Below are 19077 nucleotides of genomic sequence, written 5' to 3' on the forward strand. Positions count from 1 at the left end.
TCAACTGATTGCCATTCAAACGAAGGAGAACACTTCATGCGCATTTCGACCTCATTTCTGTTCGACCTCGATGGCACGCTCGTCGATAGCGTGTATCAGCACGTGCTCGCCTGGAAGGAGGCACTGGACGAAGAAGGCATCGAGCTTTCCGTATGGCGCATCCATCGCAAGATCGGCATGAGCGGCGGACTGTTCACGCACCAGCTGCTGCGCGAAACGGGCGGCGACATGAGCGTAGAACGCGTCGAGCGATTGCGTCACGCGCATGCCCGCGCCTACAAGCGGCTGCACGCAAAAGTGCGGCCGCTGCCCGGCGCGCAAGCCTTGCTGGCCGCGCTGACGGAAAGCGGCACGCCTTGGGCAATCGCGACCAGCGGCCGGATGGAGACAGCCGCCGTGAATCTCGAAGCGCTCGGCGTCGATCCGTCGCAAACCGTCGTCGTCACCCGCGACGACGTCAAGTACGCGAAGCCCGACCCCGATCTGTTCGTCGCGGCGGCGCACCGGTTGAAGGTACCCATCGAGCACGCCGTCGTGGTCGGCGACAGCATCTGGGACATGCTGGCGGCGCGCCGCTGCCGCGCGCTGGGGGTGGGCCTGCTGTCGGGCGGCTACGGCCAGGAAGAACTCGAACGCGCGGGCGCGCTGCGCGTCTATGAAGATCCTCACGATCTGCTCGAACATCTCGACGAAATCGCTGCGCGCCCCTGAGTTCGCGCACGCTCGCCGCCTGTTTGCACTGCATCAGTTCGGCTGGCGTGCCGCGTGGCACGCCACGTGCAGCGCTTCTGTCATGACCCATCACGGCCAGTACAGGAGCCATACGATGACTAGCAGCGACAACACCGGCAACACTTCCACGCCCCGCCCGGACGACGCGCCGCGCGGCGAACCCGAACCGCCCGACACCACAAAGGAATTGCCCGATTTGCCCGACCCCGCCGAAGTGGGCGAGGACGGCTGAGGACGCGCGGCGGACAGGGAACGGCAGTTGCTCGACTGGCGTTCGCCGCGACAGATATAGCGTACGGCGACACGCGCGGTGAAGGCCGCGCGCGACGGTACTAGCAGCACTCGGGTAATACTCGCAAACAGCAAGACAAAAAGGGAGAACCACCATGACGTTGCAAAAGCAGACAGGCGGCGCGGACATCGTCGGCGCAAGCGGTGGCACGCACGCGGGCCCGGGCCCGGAAGTGATGGCCGCCGATACGCTTGACGGCAACAAGGTCATCAGCGCCGACGGGCACGACGTCGGCAAGATCAAGGACATCATGCTGGACGTGCGTTCAGGCCGCATCGCATATGCGGTGTTGTCGAGCGGCGGACTGCTCGGCATCGGCGACAAGCTGCTCGCGATCCCGTGGAGCGCGCTCACGCTCGATGTCGACCGCGAGTGCTTCGTGCTCGATATGCCCGCCGAAAGCGTGGAGAATGCGCCCGGCTTCGACAAGGACCACTGGCCGTCGATGGCCGATGCGACGTGGGCCACATCGATTCATCAATACTACGGACGCGAGCCCTATTGGGGCAGCGGAGCCCGTGACGCGTTCGGCGTCGGCGACGTTCCCGCAGGCTCGTCCGACGCGCCCGAAGCAGGCGGCGTCAAGCTGTAGCGCGCTGCACGCGCACGACGCTATCCTTTTTTGTCCGCTCGCTACCTGATGCCGGCACAGCGGCCGGCACAGCGGGCGGCTGCCGTCATGGGGACCAATATGGCTACCCGCAGCAAGCAGGGCCGCCCGCAAAAACGCAGCGGAACATCGCAACCGAGAAAGACCACGGCGCACGCGTCCACGCGCGCGAAGAGCGGCCGTCCGGCGCGTCAGCGTCACACGCATGCGGCGGCTGCGCATCGTCAACGATCGGCAGCATCGGGGTCCAACGCGAACGCGAAGTACTGGTCGCATCACGTGATGGAAACCAGTGACGCGATGGACATCGAGAAAGACATCTTCAAGACGGGCACCGCCGACGAAATCGCGCAGTCGTTGAAACGCTCGTCGACGCGCAGCAAGCGGCGCAAGGGCACGCCGTTCCAGTCGGCGATGTCGATGCTCAACTTCTATATCAACCGCGCGGGCCGCAACCTGCCAAAAACACGCAAAAGCACGCTCCAGCAAGCCAAGCGCAAGCTGCGCGAAGCGTTCGGCCGCGAACCATGATGCGCGCCATGCGAACGCATACATGTCCCGATGCATGAAGAAACTGTCTGGTGGTATCTGATCGTCGGCGGCGTGCTGATTTTCATGGGCATCGCCGCGACGTCATTCAAACGCCTGCCGTTGTCGGCGGCGATGCTCTACCTCGCAATCGGCTATGCGCTCGGCCCGTCGGGTCTTGCGCTGCTGCAACTCGACCTCGTGCGCGACGCGGGTATTCTGCGCGCCATCACGGAAGTCGCGCTGCTCGTTTCGCTGTTCGCGATCGGGCTGCGCCTGCGCTTGCCGCTCGTCGCGCCGATGTGGTGGCTGCCGCTGCGGCTCGGTTTCGTCGCGATGCTGCTGACGATACCGCTGCTCACGCTCGTCGGTGTGCTGCTGCTGGGCCTTGGGTGGGGACCGTCGCTGCTGCTCGCCGCGATTCTCGCGCCGACCGACCCCGTGCTCGCGCACGACGTGCAGGTGCAGGATTCCGACGACGTGGATCTGCTGCGCTTCTCGCTATCGGGCGAAGGCGGACTGAACGACGGCATTGCGCTCCCGTTTGCGATGCTCGGTCTCGCGTGGTGCGCGTCGGGCGCGGCCGGCGCGCATGCCGTAAGCGGGTGGCGCCTCGCGTTCGAAGGCGCCGCGGGCGTCGCGGGCGGCCTCGTGCTCGGCGGCGGACTCGGATGGATCACGACATGGTCGGTGGCGTGGCTGCGCACGCGCCACGCGCAGGCCCTCGGGCTGGAAGGCTTTTTCGCGCTAGGCTTGATCGCGCTCGCCTATGGCGTGGCACAGCTTGCGTATTGCAACGGTTTCGTCGCTGTGTTCGCGGCGGGCGTCGCGATGCGGCGCGTCGAGCATCGCGCGAGCGGCGAGCGCTCGCCGCGCGAAGCGATCGGCACAGTCGATTCCGAAGACGTCGTCGCGACGGCCTCCGATCCGCAAAAGGCGCATGCCTACATGGCGGAATCCGTACTCGGCTTCACGATCGAACTCGAGCGCATTGCCGAAGTGGTGGTGATGGTGATCGTCGGCAATGTGCTCTCCACGTCGGGCGCATCGCTGTTTACGTGGCACAGTGCCATCCTGATCGCGGCACTGTTCTTCATGGTGCGGCCTTTGGCCGTCGAAGCATCGCTGATCGGGTCGAGCGCGTCGCATGCGCAGCGCAGACTGATGAGCTGGTTCGGCATTCGCGGCATCGGATCTTTCTACTACCTTGCGTTAGCGCTGCAAGCCACGCAAGGCCGTGACGCGCAGGACATACTCGCGCTCATCCCGTTGACGCTTGCCGTCGTCACCTCGTCAGTGGTCGTGCACGGCGTGACGGCTACGCCGTTGATGAACTGGTATCGCCGCGTTCGCCGTGCGGAACCGCCTGGTCGGCACTGAACGCCCCTACAGCGCTTCATTCGCTTTCGCACCGGCTTGCATGCACCGGCGCAGGTATGTCATGTGCGATGCGCGAATCACCCGACGCGGCGCAGGCCGCTGCGCCGCGCCTCGCCATCAACCGTTGAGCTTCTCGCCCGCAAACCGCGCCTGCGCGATCTGCTGCCGGCGCGGATCGCCCTGGCGCTCCAGCATCCATCCCGGGTACTCGGATGGCAGACGGCTCACTTCGTCGAGCGTCGCGAGCTCTTGCGCATTCAGTTCGACCGTGGTCGCGGCGATGTTGTCGTCGAGCTGCTCGACCCGCTTCGCGCCGACGATCACGCTCATCACGGAGCGCTGATGCAGCAGCCACGCAAGTGCAATCTGCGCGACGGACACGCCCTTCGTGTCGGCAATGACACGCATCGCATCGACGCAATCGAACGCGCGGTCGCGGTTCACGGGCGGAAAGTCAAACGTCGTGCGACGGCTGCCCGCTTCGCCCTGCGAATCGCGCCCGTATTTGCCGCTCAACAGGCCGCCTGCGAGCGGGCTCCATACCATCAGCCCGAGTCCTTCGCTTCGCAGCATCGGCACCAGTTCACGTTCGAGGTCGCGGCCCGCGATCGTGTAGTACGCCTGCAGCGTGTCGAAGCGCGCGAGGCCCAGACGCTCCGAAATACCGAGCGCTTTCGCGATCTGCCAGGCCGCCCAGTTCGACACGCCGAGATAGCGCACGTGGCCGTGCTGCACGAGCGTGTCGAGCGCGCGCAGCGTTTCTTCGATGGGAGTGACGGGATCGAAGCCGTGGATCTGATACAGGTCCACGTGATCGAGCTGCAAGCGCTGCAGGCTCGCCTTGATCCCGTCCATGATGTGGTAGCGCGACGCGCCGCGCGCGTTCGCGAAATCGCCCGTCTGCCCGAACACCTTCGTCGCGACGACGACGCTGTCGCGCGGCACCTTCAGGTTCTTCAGCGCCTGGCCGGTGATCTGCTCGGAGAGACCCGCCGAATAGACGTCGGCCGTGTCGATAAAGTTGATGCCCGCGTCGATCGCCCGGCCGATCAGACGTTCGGCGTCGTTCTGCTGCAGATCGCCGATGTGCTGCCAGATGCCGCCCGTGCCGCCGAACGTCATCGTGCCGAGGCACAGTTCCGAAACAAAAACGCCAGTACGCCCAAGCTGGTTATATCGCATGGTTCGAGACTCCACGTGGGTGATGAATCGGTTTTCAGCCGATGAGGATACTCGCAGCATCGCGATGCTGCTGACGCCTTGCCATCGCCGCAAAACGCTGTCGAAGCGGCCGCGCAGCAAGGCACGCTGCGTTGTCCAGCAAACGGGACAGCCCGCCGCCCCGCGTCGTTGCCGGGCCGGATATCGCGGTCAAAAATGGACCCTCGCGCTGCCGACATTCGATGGCGGCTGGCCGCTGCTGTGGTGGCTGGCTATGTCAGACCGGTAGTTGCGTTATGGACGGCCTGGCGGCGCGCAATGTCGAATGCGACGTCGAACGCAACGCAGACGCCAGCGCTGCCGCGCGAAACCTGCGAGACTGCACAGGTCTAACGTTCAACGGCAACGCGCCGGGCTCCCGGGCATCACTGCGACAAGCACTGGATATCCAGCGCGCCGCCCCCATCTTCGACGTCATGACTTCCGCCTCTCCTGCCTGCGGGCACGCCGCCCCGCTGGCCGCCTTTCATCCGGCTGTCGCGGGCTGGTTTCGCAACACGTTCGCCGCGCCCACCGACGCGCAGGCCGCCGCATGGCCGCTGATCCGCAGCGGCCGGCATACGCTCGTCGCCGCGCCGACGGGCTCCGGCAAGACACTTACCGCCTTTCTCGCCGCGCTCGACGAACTGGTGCGCGACGGGCTCGCGCACAACGGCGCGCTGCCCGACGAGACGCTCGTGGTCTACGTGTCGCCGCTGAAGGCGCTGTCGAACGACATCCGCATCAACCTGCAGACGCCGCTCGCCGGCATCGCCAGCGAGCTGGCCGCGCGCGGCCTGCCCGTGCCCGAGATCCGCACTGCCGTGCGCACGGGCGACACGACGCAGCAGGAACGCGCCGCGATGAAAAAGCACGCGCCGCACATCCTCGTCACGACGCCCGAATCGCTGTACGTGCTGCTCGGCTCGGAATCGGGCCGCAAGATGCTCTCGACGGTGCGCACGGTGATCGTCGACGAAATTCATGCGATGGCGGGCAGCAAGCGCGGCAGTCATCTGGCGCTGTCGCTGGAACGGCTCGACGCGTTGTGCGGCAAGCGCCTGCCGCGCATCGGCCTGTCGGCGACGCAAAAGCCCGTCGACGCCGTCGCGCGCTTTCTGGTCGGCGGATCGAGCCCCGACGATACGAAGCCCGCCGATTGCGCGATCGTCGATGTCGGCCACGTGCGCGAGCGCGATCTCGCGCTCGACATGCCGCCCGTGCCGCTCGAAGCGGTGATGTCGAACGAAGCGTGGGAACTCGTCTACAACCGGCTCGCGGAACTCGTCGCGCAACATCGCACGACGCTGGTGTTCGTCAACACGCGCCGCATGGCCGAGCGCGTCGCGCGGCATCTGACGGAGCGGCTCGGCAGGGAAGCCGTCGCCGCGCATCACGGCAGTCTTGCTAAGGAACATCGTTTCGACGCCGAGCAGCGCCTGAAACGCGGCGAGTTGCGCGTGCTGATCGCCACGGCTTCGCTGGAACTGGGCATCGATATCGGCGACGTCGATCTCGTCTGCCAGATGGGCTCGCCGCGCGCCATTGCGCCGTTTCTGCAACGCGTCGGGCGCTCGGGGCACCATGTGGGCGGCATGCCGAAGGGGCGGCTCTTCCCTGCTTCGCGCGACGACCTGATCGAATGCGCGCGCTGCTCGATGCGTGCGGCGCGGCGAACTGGACCGGCTGCACATTCCGCGCGCGCCGCTCGACGTGCTGCGCGAGATCGTCGCCGAAGTCTGCAATGCCGAGTGGAGCGAGGACGCGCTGTTCGACACGTTCCGCCACGCCGCGCCGTATGCGACGCTTGAGCGCGAGCAATTCGACGCCGTGCTGCGCATGCTCGCGGAAGGCTACACGAGCCGTCACGGGCCGCGCGCCGCGTACGTGCATCGCGACGCCGTTAACGGCACGTTGCGCGGGCGCCGCGGCGCGAAGCTCTATGCCGTGACCTCGGGCGGCACGATTCCCGAAAACGCCGACTATGCGGTGATTCTCGAACCGCAAGGGCTCAACATCGGCACCGTCAACGAAGACTTCGCCGTCGAAAGCCTCGCGGGCGACGTGTTCCAGCTCGGCAATGCGTCGTACCGGATCATGCGTGTGGAAAGCGGACGCGTGCGTGTCGAGGATGCGCAAGGACAGCCGCCGAACATCCCATTCTGGCTCGGCGAAGCGCCTGGACGCAGCGACGAACTGTCGGCGGGCGTGGCGCGGCTGCGCACGGAGATCGAGCGGCGCCTCGCGGATGCCGGCACCCTGACGCATGCATCGCCCGCCGCCGACGTATCAAACGACACGCAAGACGCCGTCGCGACACTCGTCGATCGCAACACGTCCGTCACGCTCGATCTCGAACCTGCGATCGCGTGGCTCGTCGACGAAATCGGCCTGAGCGAGCCGGCCGCGCGGCAGATCGTCGAATATCTTGCGCGGGCGCGTCAGGTGCTCGGCGCGCTGCCCACGCAGGACACGCTCGTGATGGAGCGCTTTTTCGACGAATCGGGCGGCACGCAACTCGTCATTCACACGCCGTACGGCAGCCGCGTGAATCGCGCGTGGGGGCTCGCGCTGCGCAAGCGCTTTTGCCGCACATTCAATTTCGAACTGCAGGCGGCCGCGACGGAAGATGCCATCGTGCTGTCGCTGACGGGCGCGCACAGCTTCGCGCTCGACGAAGTGTGGCGCTATCTGCGCACGGCGACGGCCGAGCACGTGCTGATCCAGGCGCTGCTCGACGCGCCCCTCTTCGGCGTGCGCTGGCGCTGGAACGCGACCACGGCGCTGGCGCTGCCGCGCTACACGGGCGGACGTAAAACCGCGCCGCAACTGCAGCGCTATCTGCGCGACGATCTGCTCGCCACCGTGTTTCCCGATCAGGCCGCGTGCCTCGAAAACATCGCGGGCGAACGTGAGGTGCCGCGTCATCCCATCGTCGATCAGACCATCGACGACTGTCTGCACGAAGCGATGGACACCGACGCCTGGCTCGCGCTGCTGCGGCGGATCGAAAGCGGCACGATCGCGCTCGTGAGCCGCGACCTGCCCGCGCCCTCGCCGCTCGCCGCGGAGATTCTGACGGCCAAGCCTTACGCGTATCTCGACGATGCGCCCATCGAAGAGCGACGCACGCAGGCCGTGCTGAATCGCCGCTACACGAGCGCCCCCGAATCCGCCGACGATCTGGGCGCGCTCGATGCCGACGCGATTGCGAGCGTCGGCGAAGAAGCGTGGCCGCAAGCGCGCGACAGCGATGAAATGCACGAAGCGCTGATGGGCCTCGCGTGCATCGCGGAAAGCGAAGCGCAGCGCAACGAAGGCTGGATGACGTGGCTCGCCCAACTCGCGCGCACAGGACACGCCACGCGCATGCAGATCGCGCATCACGACGCGCTGTGGCTGCCCGCCGAGCGCCTGAACTGTCTGCGCGCGATCTATCCGCATGCGCAGATCGCACCGGCGGTCCGCGCGCCCAAAGGCTTCGACGAAACGTGGACGGAAGACGACGCGCTCGTCGATGTGGTGCGCGCGCGTCTCACGGGTTTCGGGCCGCTGCCGCTTGCCGCGATTGCGCGCGCGCTTGCACTGCCCGCTTCCGTCGTCGCGCAGGCGCTGACACTGCTCGAAACGCAAGGCTACGTGATGCGCGGCCGCTTCACGCCGGGCGCCGCCAGCGAGGAATGGTGCGAGCGGCATCTGCTCGCGCGAATTCATCGCTATACGGTGCGGCGTTTGCGGCGCGAGATCGAGCCCGTCGAGCGGCACGATTTCATGCGCTTTCTGTTCGCGTGGCAACGCCTGACGCCGGACACGCGCGGCGAAGGACGCGACGCGCTCGCCGCCGTGCTCGATCAGCTGGAAGGTTTTCAGGCAGCGGCGAGCGCCTGGGAAGAGGACATCCTGCCCGCGCGTTTAAAGGACTACTCGATCACGGCGCTCGACGCGTTGTGCCGCGCGGGAAAGATCGTCTGGACGCGTCTCACGGAGCGAGCGCGCGGTGCGAGCGGCCCGGTGCGCAGTACGCCCATCGTGCTGCTGCCGCGCCGCGCGCTGCCCATGTGGAGCGCATTGCTCGATATGTCGAAGCAGCCGGAGCTGTCGCCGAAAGCGCAGATGGTGTTCGATGCGCTGACGCAGCATGGCGCGATGTTCTTCGACGAGCTATCGGGCGATGTTCATCTGCTGCGCGTCGAACTCGAAAATGCACTCGGTGAACTGGTCGCGGCGGGACTCGTCAATTCGGATAGCTTCGCCGGCTTGCGCGCGCTGCTCAAACCCGTCGCGAAACGCAACGCGTCGTATTTTCCGAGCCGCCGTCCGCGCGGCGCGGGGGCGCTGATCGGGGGCATGGACGATGCCGGCCGCTGGGCGCTGCTCAGGCGCAAGCCGCTCGCGGCGCCCGACGAACCAACGGCAGCGCCGCCCTCGCGCCGCTCGCCTGCGTTCGCGCCGGACGTGCTCGAGCATGTGGCGATGGCGCTGCTGCGCCGCTATGGTGTCGTGTTCTGGCGGCTGCTCGAACGCGAAGCGGAGTGGCTGCCGCCGTGGCGCGATCTGCTGCGCGTGTACCAGCGGCTCGAAGCGCGCGGCCAGGTGCGCGGCGGGCGGTTCGTCAACGGCCTCGCGGGCGAGCAGTTCGCGCTGCCCGAGGCAATTCCTCTGCTGCGCGACATGCGCCGTCATGCAAACGACGGCAGCTATGTGTGCGTCGCGGGCAGCGATCCGCTGAATCTCGTCGGCACCTTGCTGCCGGGCGCCAAGGTGCCTGCCGTAGCGGGCAACCGTGTGCTGTATCGCGATGGCGTGCCCGTTGCGTCGCTCGTGTCGGGCGAATTCAATCTGCCCGACGACGCCGACGGCGAAGCAAAACAGCAGATGCGCATGCGGCTCGCGCGCCGTTATTGAGCGCGCAACGTTGCCGCGCGCCCGGCATATCGAGATTAATGAGCGGCACGGCGACGCGCACGTCGTCGTGCGCCAAACCGGCAAGCAGCACGAAACATGTCGACGCAACGAGATCGAGGCCGCGCGTCGGCGACTACGCCGCTCTTGAAGATGCTCGACGTGCGAGCGGCACGAACGTTCGGCGAATGCCGTCGCGCGATAAACCGGCTGAAACTGGAACGGCGGCTGAATGATTTGCTTCGGCAATCGGACGCGAACGTTTGCGAAACCGATTCCCAAAAAACGTCACTTTTTCGATGCATTCTGATTAAAGAAAGCCTTTTCTAAGGTCGTTAATAGAAACGGAGCCGGACCTCCGGCCGCTTCGTTACAATGAAGCCCGTCAGTCAATAAGACTTTCGCCGCCCGCGTGCTGTACTCGTATTCAGAGCTCGACTGGAGGCAACGTTTCTGCCCGGGGACCCCTCATGAACGACGACCAACACGATCAGGTGCTTTTCGCGCGATTCGGAACGAGCAGCCCGTGCTGGCGCCTGTCGAGCGACAGCAACGCGCTCGAACTCACGCCTGAAACGGAAGACGATGCGGCAACCGTCGCCATCGCGCTGTCGGGCGCGCAAGCCGCGCAGATCCGCCGCCTGACGGGTGTCACGTCGCACCTCACCATGGACGTGCGCCTGTTCGGCGAGCCCTTGCGGCTGCATCTCGTCGGCAAGAAACTCAACAGCAGCACGTGGGCGGGCACGGCGTCGGCGTTCGAAGATACGGAATCCGTCGCGCGCGATCTCGTGCATGGGCTGTCGTTCGCCGAACAGGTCGTGTCGGAAGTCAATTCCGTCGTGGTCATCGTCGACAAGAACGGCCGCATCCAGCGCTTCAATCGCCTCGCCGAAGAACTCACGGGCATGAAGGAAGAAGACGTGGTCGGGCGCAGCGTGTGGGCGCTCTTCATGTCGTCGGAAGCGGGCGCGGCATCGAGCCAGAACATTTCGGGTTTTTTCAATCGCGGCATCGCGTATGAAGTCGAGCGCCGCGTGCGCACTGTGCACGGCGAGCGGCTCTTTCTGTTTCGCAACAAGTTCGTGATGAGCGGCAGCGGCGTCGACGAGCAGTTCCTGATCTGCTCGGGCACCGACATCACCGAAGAACGCCGCGCGCAGGAACGCCTGTCCGAACTGGCGAACACGGATTCGCTCACGGGCCTGCCCAATCGCAACGCGATCCACGACCGCACGCGCACGGCGATCGCCGGCGCGGCGGCGGGCGAATCCGTCGGCATTCTGTTTCTCGATCTCGACAACTTCAAGAAGGTCAACGACCACTACGGCCACGTGTTCGGCGACCGGCTGATCCAGGATGTGTCGTCGGCGGTGCGCGAGTGCCTCGGCGCGGACGACACGCTCGCGCGCCTGGGCGGCGACGAGTTCATCGTGCTGTCGCCCGTCGCCTCCGTCGCGTCGATGGAAGCGATGGCGCAGCGCATTCTGGAGCGCCTGCGCACGCCGTTCAGCCTCGGCCTCGTCGAGGTGTACACAGGCTGCTCCATCGGCATCGCGATGTTCCCCGAGCACGGTGACAGCCTCGAAGCGCTGATCCGCAGCGCCGACACGGCGATGTACGTCGCGAAGGACGATGGCAAGCGCACCTATCGCGTGTTCTCGCCCGAAATGAACCGCAAGGTCGCCGAATACATGTGGCTCGACACGAACCTGCGGCGCGGGCTCGAAGAGGGCCAGCTGACACTGCACTATCAGCCCAAGATCTCGCTCGCGACGGGCACCGTCTACGGCGTCGAGGCGCTGGTGCGCTGGAACTCGCCGGAGCGCGGTCAGATCATGCCCGCCGCGTTCATCCGCTATGCGGAGGAATCGGGGCTCATTGGGCCGCTCGGCCGCTGGGTCATGCAGACGGCGGCCGAACAGGCCGCGCAATGGAGGGCGCGCGGACTGTCGCTGCGCGTCGCGATCAACGTATCGGCGCGGCAGCTGGTGGATACGGCGATCGTGTCGCATTTCAGCGAGGCGCTGGAGCGCGCGCAACTCGACCCTTGCCTGCTCGACGTCGAACTGACGGAAAGCTGCCTGATCGAAGACGAAGCGGCCGCCATCGACGTCATCACGCAATTCCGCGAGCTTGGCGCGCAGGTTCATCTGGACGATTTCGGCACGGGTTATTCGTCGCTGTCGCAGCTCGGGCGCATTCCGCTCGACGTGATCAAGCTGGACCGCAGCTTCGTGAGCTCCATCAACGCGGACCGAAAAGCTCAGGCGCTGGTGCGCTCGATGGTGGCCGTCGCGCAGGCGCTGCAGCTGAAGGTGGTCGCGGAAGGGATCGAGACGGAACAGGAAGAACTGTTCATGAAGGGATTGGGCGTCGAGTACGTCCAGGGGTTTCTTTACGGCAAGCCGATGCCCGCCGCCGATTTCGAGCGCTGGCTGCATGACAGGCAGAAGATCCGGCTGATCGCCTGACCCCCCCCGAAAAGTTCGCTCGACCGTAAGGATCTCCTGCCTGGCGGCTGCCCGTGCCGCGCGGATTTGACGTCGGTTACTTCGGCTACCTGGTGTTGCATGCTGCGTGTTGCCTGTTCACTGCCTGCTCACTGCATTAAAGATTGCGTCGATCAGGTTGGTCATGGGTTGACGGGTGCAAACGGAGCGCGTGTGCTGCCATGCGCGGAGGCGTTCTGCCAGCCTGTCTACGGCCAGACCTTGCTTACGCAACATTCATCGCAGCGGGACGCAGGTTGTTCGCGCGGCGGTTCTGCAGCATCACGAGCCGTTCCATGAACGCGAGGTCTTTCTCCTCGATCGTGAACGCGGCCTGCACCCAGTCTTCCGTAATCTCCATCAGTTCGGCGCGCGACAATTGCAGCACCCGCTGGCGCGCGCGCACCATCGCGCGGATGCCGTTGAGCTTGGGACGCAGCGTGTCGATGAAGGTACGCGTTGCGATGTACGCCTCGCCTGGCTCGAACAACTGGTCGACGAGACCACGGCTTTCGTACCACTCGGCCGTGTGCGACTCGCCGCCGCCGATCAACTCTTCCGCGAGACGCATGCCCGCCTTGCGCGCCACCAGCGAGTAGCCGCCCATGCCGGGGAACAGGTTGAACGCGATCTCCGGAAAACCCATCCGCGCGTCTGTCTGCGCGAGCACGAAATGATGCGCGAGCGCCGCTTCGAAACCGCCGCCGAGCGCCGTGCCCTCCACCATCGCAATCGAAATCGCGCCCGTATCGAATCCCCGCGCCGCCGCATGCACACAATCGACGCAGGCGCGCGCGTACGCCATCAGCTCCTGGCGGCGGCCCCCGCGAATCGCGTCGGCGAAGAAATTCAGGTCGCCGCCGACGTTGAACATGGTCGGAATGATGGAGCCCGTCACCCAGAAATCGATGCGCACGCCGGAATCGCGCGCGGCCCGCGCGAGTTCGAGAATGTCATGCACCAGTTCGAGGTTGAAACACGGACGCGGTTGTGCGCGCAACATCATCCACATAATGTTGCGCTCTTCTTCGTAATAAGCGGAGATTTGCGACAGTTTGCCAGCTTCGAGGAACGGACGGCAGGCGTGATGGTTTTGCAGATTCATTTTGAACGGTCCTTTTAGAGTTGAACAACGGGTGAAGCATTGCGAGCCTAAAACAGACCAGAATCCGCAGGGGCGGGCAAACGAACAGAACCATGCAGTTCGTCATAAGTAATCGGACGCCCACTGGGCGGGCCTCTTGACCAGAGCCATTCTCGCAAACGATTGCGTTCTGGAATAAATGTTCAAACGCACGTTCGCGACCGCTCTCGAATGGAGCGTAAAGCGGCAATTAGAATATTTCTTTTAATTCGAAGGAATGGGATGACCACCCTTTCATGCAATCGAAAGATATTCGGATTGCATTTTTTGTGAATTCAGGGTGTTAAGTGGCGAAAATCGGCATGGCCGTTTTTTGAACGGCGCGCCAGCGTTTGAAGCGGCTCGATTGACGCGTGTTCCGACCGTCCGACGCGCACATGTCGATGCGCATGCAACGGCTTGCCCGTTGCATTGTGTGGCGACGGCAAGCCGTCGCTGGCCGCAGAGGTTGCCGGAAGGACGTGTTATTTCAGGCGCGCGGCCCAGCTGTCCGTTCGCTCCAGCGACAGACCCGCCGCGAGTGCCGCTTCGCGGATCTGGCGCCACGTTTCGGGATCGACGGGAACGCCGTTCGCCTCGCGCTGGGCGCGCGTCGCGCGTTCCGGTTCGCCCGGCGCGTAGATGCGTTCGGCGCCCGCCGCGAGCGGCGACGCTTTGACCCATTCGACGAACGCGTCGGCCTCGGCTTGCGCATCGGGCGCGTCGAAGGCGGCGGGATCGATGATTACCGACAACATGCAGTTGACGATCGCGCTGGTTTTTTGCAGCGTGTCCTCGTGCGTCGTATAGCCGCCCGAGAGCGCGCCGCCGAAAATCTCGCACATCGCCGCGAGCCCGAAACCCTTGTGGCCGCCCGCCTGTCCGCCCACTGGCATCAGCGCGCCGAACGGCGGCTCCATCATCACCTTGGGATCGACGGTCGGCTTGCCTTCGTGATCGATCAGCGCACCGGGCGGCACCGGCTTGCCCTGGTTGTATGCGACGCGTGTCTTGCCATAGGCGACGGCGCTCGTCGCGAAGTCGAGCACGAGCGGCGCCTTGCCTTCGCGCGGGAACGCCGCGCAAAACGGATTGGTGCCGATGCGGCGGTCCGCTCCGCCGAACGGCGCAACGAGGGGATCACCCGCCACGTTGACGAAGTGAAACGACACGAAGCCCGCCTTCGCGCACTGTTCTGCCCAATGGCCGATGCGGCCGATGTGATGCGCATTGCGCAGCGCGACGGCGCACACGCCGAGTTTTCTCGCGCGCTCGATGCCCTGTTCCATCGCCTCGTAGGCGACGACCTGCCCGAAGCCCTTGCCGCCGTCGAGCGTCAGCACGGCGCCGACATCCTTCACGACGCTCGCGTGCGCATTGAGCTTCAGTTCGTGTTCGCGCAACGATGCGACATAACGCGGGATCATGCCGACACCATGCGAGTCATGCCCCGTGAGACTCGCCGTCACAAGGTGATCGGCGACGAGCTGGGCTTCGCGCGGCGAACTGCCCGCCTGCTCCCATATGGCGCGGACATATTCGTGCAGTTGATCGGCGGGGATGCGGGGAACGGATTTCGGGGCAGCGGGCGTGTCGTTCATTCGATGCGTGGCTCGTCAAGGAAGAAGCGTGAAGCGCGGGACCGTCCTGGCGACGCTCCCGCGCGATGGACTCAGGCGCGGCACGGGCACGCAGGCATCAAGGCGCCGCGGCGATCACCTGCGCGACGGATGCCGTCAGCTTCTTGCCGTACGGCACATGCAGGAACTCGTTCGGTCCGTGCGCGTTCGACTTGGGTCCAAGCACGCCGCAGACCATGAACTGCGAAGTCGGGAAGCCCGCTTTCAGCACGTTCATCAACGGGATCGTGCCGCCCTGCCCGATGAACGCGACGTCCGCGCCGAAGTGCTGGCGCGACGCGTCGTTCAGCGCGCTGCCGAGCCACGGCGCCAGTTCCGGCGCGTTCCAGCCCGTCGCGGCGCCCTCATCCGGCTTGAACGTGACCTTCGCGTTGTACGGCGGATCGAATTCGAGCAGCGACTTCAGTTGCTGCACGGCCGTTTCCGCATCGACAAGCGGCGGCAGGCGCAGCGACAGCTTGAACGCGGTGCGCGGACGCAGCACGTTGCCCGCGTCGGCGAGCGACGGCAAGCCCGCCGCGCCCGTCACCGACAGCGACGGACGCCACGTCGAATTGAGCAGCGCTTCCTGCGGATCGGTGGTGGTCGGCAGCACGGGGCCGCCGTCCTGGCCGCAAGCCCACGGCAGCTTCTTCCACACGTCGTCACCGAGAATCTTCGCGGTCGCTTCCGCTTCATCCAGACGATCGAGCGGGATCGGGCAATGGAAGCCCTTCGGCAGCAGCGTGCCGTCGGCGGCGTCTTCGAGACGCGCGAACAGTTGCCGCATGATGCGGAAGCTCGACGGCGCAATGCCGCCGTAGCCGCCCGAGTGGATACCTTCATCGAGCACCTGCACTTCGAGGTCGCCCGAGACGAGCCCGCGCAGCGACGTGGTCAGCCACAACTGATCGTAATTGCCCGCGCCCGAATCCAGACACACGACGAGTCCGACCTTGCCGAGACGATCGCGCAATGCGTCGACGTACGGCAGCAGATCGTAGCTGCCCGACTCTTCGCAGGTTTCAATCAGACCGACGCAGCGCGGCCGTTCGATGCCTTGCGCGTCGAGCGCCGCGAGCGCCGTGACGCTTGCGTAGATCGCGTAGCCGTCATCGGCGCCGCCGCGGCCGTAGAGCTTGCCGTCTTCGAGCTTGGGCGTCCACGGACCGAGGTCGTTGCGCCAGCCGTCGAACTCCGGCTGCTTGTCGAGATGGCCGTACAGCACGATGGTTTCCGTGCTGCCCGAGCGCGTGGCGGGCGACTCGAAGAAGATCACGGGCGTGCGGCCCGGCAAGCGGACGATTTCGAGCTTCAGGCCGCGCACGGGCTGCTGCTCGGCCCACTTCGCAGCTTCCGTGATCACGCGCTCGATGTAGCCATGCTTTTCCCAATCGGCGTCGAACGCCGGGCTCTTCGCGGGCACGGCGATGTAGTCGGTCAATGCCGGCACGATCTCATCGTTCCACTTGCGATCGACGAATTCGCGCAGTGTGTCGTGATTCAGCTGGTTAGCGTGCTGGGTATCGTCGGAGATCATGATGGCCCTATCCGGTGCAGTCGAAACGCACATGATAGACCCTATGGGCGGCGTTGCCGAATTCATCCGGGGCGCATTGGGCATGGCGAGACGGCGCCTACGCCTCGCTTGTAATCGGCCTTCGACGGCGCAAGCGCGAGGCGACTGATCGCGCGACAATGAAAGGATTATCAACCGCGCCTTGCGGAGGCTCCCGATGAACAGCGACATGATGGTTCAAGGCGTCGCGGCCGTCGCCGCGCTGGCGCTGTACTTTCTTCCGTCCATCATCGCCGACCGGCGCAAGCGCCATGACGTGCTGACCATCGCGCTGTTCAACGCGTGCATGGGGTGGACGGTATTCGGCTGGCTGGTCGCGCTGTACTGGGCGTTTCAGCCGAATCCCCCCGTGAACCTGGAAGGCGAAGTGGTCCGTTCGCGGCGCGTCATCAGCATGCGTTCGTTCACGACGATGCTCAGCGAACGCGTGAACCTGCGCGCATCGCGCGAGCGTCCGCCGAAATGACGCCTAAGGGCCGCACCCCACGCGCAAGCATGCCGCCCCTCTACCAGCAAGCCGCCCATCCGCCAGCAAGGATTTCCGCCGATGCAGATCACCCCGTTCCAGATTTCCATTCCCGACGCCGAACTCGCCGCGCTCAGGACACGTCTTGCGCACACGCGCTGGCCCGATCCGTTCGATAGCGAGCCGTGGTCGCTCGGCATCGAATTGAACTATCTGCGCGATCTCGTCGACTATTGGGTGCATACGTTCGACTGGCGCGCCGTGGAAGCGCGCCTGAACCAGCAGCCGCAGTTCGTCGCGCGCGCGGGCGGACTTGCGGTGCATTTCGTGCATCGGCGCGGCCTCGGTCCCAGGCCGTATCCGCTCGTGATCACGCATGGCTGGCCCGGTTCGTTCATCGAGTTCGTCGACCTGCTGCCGCATCTGTGCGATCCCGCGTCCGTCGGCGCAGACCCGGCCGACGCGTTCGATGTCGTCGTGCCGTCGATGCCCGGCTACGGCTTTTCCGAACGGCCCGCCAAGCCGGGCATGTCGGTCTTCGCGATCGCGGACCTGTGGGTCGAGTTGATGCGCGGCCTCGGCTATGAGCGGTTCGGCGCGCAAGGCGGCGATCTCGGCGCGGCCGTCTCGATCGCGCTGGCCGCGAACCACGCCCAGCATGTCGAAGGCATTCACCTCAACTTTCTGCCGAGTTCGTACGCGCCGTGCATCGCGCCGGATGATCCGCCCATCACGCAGGAGGAGCAGGATTTCCTCGCGTCCAAAGCGGCATTCGCCGATGCCGAGGGCGCCTACGCGCACCTGCACGCGACGAAACCGCAGACGGCGGCCGTCGGCCTGAACGATTCGCCTGCGGGCCTCGCGGCGTGGATCGTCGAGAAATTCCGCGCGTGGAGCGATTGCGACGGCGATGTCGGGCGCGTGTTCACGAAAGACCAGTTGCTGACCGATCTCTCGTTGTACTGGCACACGCAGACGATCGGCTCGTCGATGCGGCTCTACGCGGAAACGCGCGCGCGGCCGTTGCGCTTCGAGCCGGGGCAGCGTGTTGCGCCGCCGCTCGGCTTCGCGCGGTTTCCGAAGGAGATCAGTCAGCCGCCGCGCTCGTGGATCGAGCGCGTTTTCAACCTCACGCAATTCGCCGACATGCCGCGCGGCGGCCACTTCGCCGCGATGGAGCAGCCCGCGCTGCTCGCCGAAGAAATCCGCCGCTTCTTCCGCCCGCTGCGGCGTTAAAGCGCGGCGGGGCACGCATCGCGAGGCGACGGCGCTCAAGTGTATCGACGGCGGCTGCGCCAGGTGTCTCTGGCCCGCGCGCCGATCGCGCGCAACAATACGACGGTTCGCGCGACTGGCGCTCAATCGAGGTGGGTCACCACCGGGAAACGCGAACCGCGACGCACGTCGCGCTCCGCCGCGCGCCTGGGCCTTGCCTCGATCCCCTGATCGCCCTCCCTTCTCCGGAGCTCACGCAATGCCTCACACCAGCCATCTGCTTGCATTCGCCCTCGTCGCGCTCGGCATGGCGCTCACGCCGGGGCCGAACATGATCTACCTGATCTCCCGCTCGATCTGCCAGGGCCGCACGGCCGGTCTGATCTCGCTTGGCGGCGTCGCGCTCGGCTTCGTGTTCTATATGTTCTGCGCCGCGTTCGGCATCACGGCGCTGCTGCTGGCCGTGCCGTTCGCATACGACGCGCTGCGCTTTGGCGGCGCGCTCTATCTGCTGTTTCTCGCGTGGCAAGCCGTGAAGCCGGGTGGACGCTCGCCGTTCCAGGTCCGAGATCTGCCCGTGGACAGTCCGCGCAAGCTGTTCGCGATGGGTTTCGTCACGAACCTGCTGAATCCGAAAATCGCCGTGCTGTATCTGTCGCTGCTGCCGCAATTCATCGACCCGCAACAGGGCAGCGTGCTCGGGCAGTCGCTGATATTCGGCGCAGTTCAGATCGTGCTGAGCATTTCCATCAATACGATCGTCGCGATGACGGCGGGATCGATTGCCGTGTTTCTCGCGCGAAAGCCGACGTGGCTCGTTGTTCAGCGCTGGATGATGGGTACGGTGCTCGCCGGTCTCGCCGTGCGCATGGCCACGCAAGCGCGGCGATAATGAATACGGGACGCCGTTAACATTACGACGCCGGACATCATGCCCGG

General features: G+C 65.5%; 15 protein-coding genes and 1 riboswitch. Of the genes, 11 read left to right on the top strand and 4 right to left on the bottom strand.

Annotation, left to right across the window (positions count from 1 at the left end):
• The first annotated feature begins 36 nt into the window (after positions 1-36).
• The 5 genes from H3V53_RS21185 (at position 37) to H3V53_RS21205 (ending at position 3542) form a co-directional block, all read left to right on the top strand.
• Positions 37-711: an HAD family hydrolase gene (locus H3V53_RS21185; protein WP_336599624.1), complete on the top strand. Its 675-nt coding sequence runs from the start codon at positions 37-39 to the stop codon at positions 709-711.
• Between the two features lie 115 nt (positions 712-826).
• Positions 827-964 (top strand): hypothetical protein, encoded by a 138-nt coding sequence (locus tag H3V53_RS21190; RefSeq protein WP_336599625.1) that lies wholly within the window; start codon positions 827-829, stop codon positions 962-964.
• Positions 965-1118: 154 nt separating this feature from the next.
• The gene (locus tag H3V53_RS21195) at positions 1119-1616 is read left to right on the top strand and encodes a PRC-barrel domain-containing protein (RefSeq protein ID WP_054925517.1); all 498 of its coding nucleotides are present in this window, start codon (positions 1119-1121) and stop codon (positions 1614-1616) included.
• A gap of 99 nt (positions 1617-1715) precedes the next feature.
• A complete protein-coding gene (locus H3V53_RS21200) occupies positions 1716-2165 on the top strand; it encodes a DUF3175 domain-containing protein (RefSeq protein ID WP_336599626.1) in 450 nt (149 codons plus the stop codon).
• A gap of 30 nt (positions 2166-2195) precedes the next feature.
• Complete coding sequence (locus H3V53_RS21205; RefSeq protein WP_336599627.1) at positions 2196-3542, top strand: cation:proton antiporter; 1347 nt, start codon at positions 2196-2198, stop codon at positions 3540-3542.
• Between the two features lie 117 nt (positions 3543-3659).
• Here H3V53_RS21205 and H3V53_RS21210 read toward each other — a convergent pair whose 3' ends face one another.
• Positions 3660-4724, bottom strand: coding sequence for an aldo/keto reductase (locus H3V53_RS21210; RefSeq protein ID WP_336599628.1), 1065 nt, complete (start codon positions 4722-4724; stop codon positions 3660-3662).
• Between the two features lie 455 nt (positions 4725-5179).
• Here H3V53_RS21210 and H3V53_RS43675 point away from each other — a divergent pair, with 455 nt between their 5' ends.
• The 3 genes from H3V53_RS43675 (at position 5180) to pdeR (ending at position 12118) form a co-directional block, all read left to right on the top strand.
• Complete coding sequence (locus H3V53_RS43675; protein WP_419539530.1) at positions 5180-6553, top strand: DEAD/DEAH box helicase; 1374 nt, start codon at positions 5180-5182, stop codon at positions 6551-6553.
• Positions 6456-9647 (top strand): Lhr family helicase, encoded by a 3192-nt coding sequence (locus H3V53_RS21215; protein ID WP_419539532.1) that lies wholly within the window; start codon positions 6456-6458, stop codon positions 9645-9647. The genes H3V53_RS43675 and H3V53_RS21215 overlap by 98 nt, the downstream gene beginning before the upstream one ends.
• A 467-nt stretch (positions 9648-10114) precedes the next feature.
• On the top strand, positions 10115-12118 hold the full coding sequence (gene pdeR, locus H3V53_RS21220; protein ID WP_336599629.1) for a cyclic di-GMP phosphodiesterase: 2004 nt from the start codon (positions 10115-10117) through the stop codon (positions 12116-12118).
• 244 nt (positions 12119-12362) lie between these two features.
• On the opposite strand, the gene H3V53_RS21225 is transcribed toward pdeR, so the two are convergent.
• The 3 genes from H3V53_RS21225 to H3V53_RS21235 form a co-directional block, all read right to left on the bottom strand.
• A complete protein-coding gene (locus H3V53_RS21225; protein ID WP_054925493.1) occupies positions 12363-13241 on the bottom strand; it encodes a crotonase/enoyl-CoA hydratase family protein in 879 nt (292 codons plus the stop codon).
• Between the two features lie 503 nt (positions 13242-13744).
• The gene (locus tag H3V53_RS21230; RefSeq protein ID WP_336599630.1) at positions 13745-14860 is read right to left on the bottom strand and encodes a malate/lactate/ureidoglycolate dehydrogenase; all 1116 of its coding nucleotides are present in this window, start codon (positions 14858-14860) and stop codon (positions 13745-13747) included.
• Positions 14861-14957: 97 nt separating this feature from the next.
• Complete coding sequence (locus H3V53_RS21235; RefSeq protein WP_336599631.1) at positions 14958-16418, bottom strand: M20 family metallopeptidase; 1461 nt, start codon at positions 16416-16418, stop codon at positions 14958-14960.
• A 196-nt stretch (positions 16419-16614) separates the two neighbouring features.
• Between H3V53_RS21235 and H3V53_RS21240 the strand changes: the two genes are divergently transcribed.
• The 3 genes from H3V53_RS21240 to H3V53_RS21250 all read left to right on the top strand — a co-directional run bounded on the left by H3V53_RS21240 (position 16615) and on the right by H3V53_RS21250 (position 19030).
• Positions 16615-16923, top strand: coding sequence for a superinfection immunity protein (locus tag H3V53_RS21240; RefSeq protein WP_336599632.1), 309 nt, complete (start codon positions 16615-16617; stop codon positions 16921-16923).
• A gap of 81 nt (positions 16924-17004) precedes the next feature.
• A complete protein-coding gene (locus H3V53_RS21245; protein ID WP_336599633.1) occupies positions 17005-18159 on the top strand; it encodes an epoxide hydrolase family protein in 1155 nt (384 codons plus the stop codon).
• A 101-nt stretch (positions 18160-18260) separates the two neighbouring features.
• Positions 18261-18358: riboswitch (ZMP/ZTP riboswitch) on the top strand.
• 39 nt (positions 18359-18397) lie between these two features.
• Complete coding sequence (locus H3V53_RS21250) at positions 18398-19030, top strand: LysE family translocator (RefSeq protein WP_336599634.1); 633 nt, start codon at positions 18398-18400, stop codon at positions 19028-19030.
• The last annotated feature ends 47 nt before the right edge of the window (positions 19031-19077 follow it).

This window comes from Paraburkholderia bengalensis, assembly GCF_037126505.1.
Taxonomy (GTDB): Bacteria; Pseudomonadota; Gammaproteobacteria; order Burkholderiales; family Burkholderiaceae; genus Paraburkholderia; species Paraburkholderia bengalensis.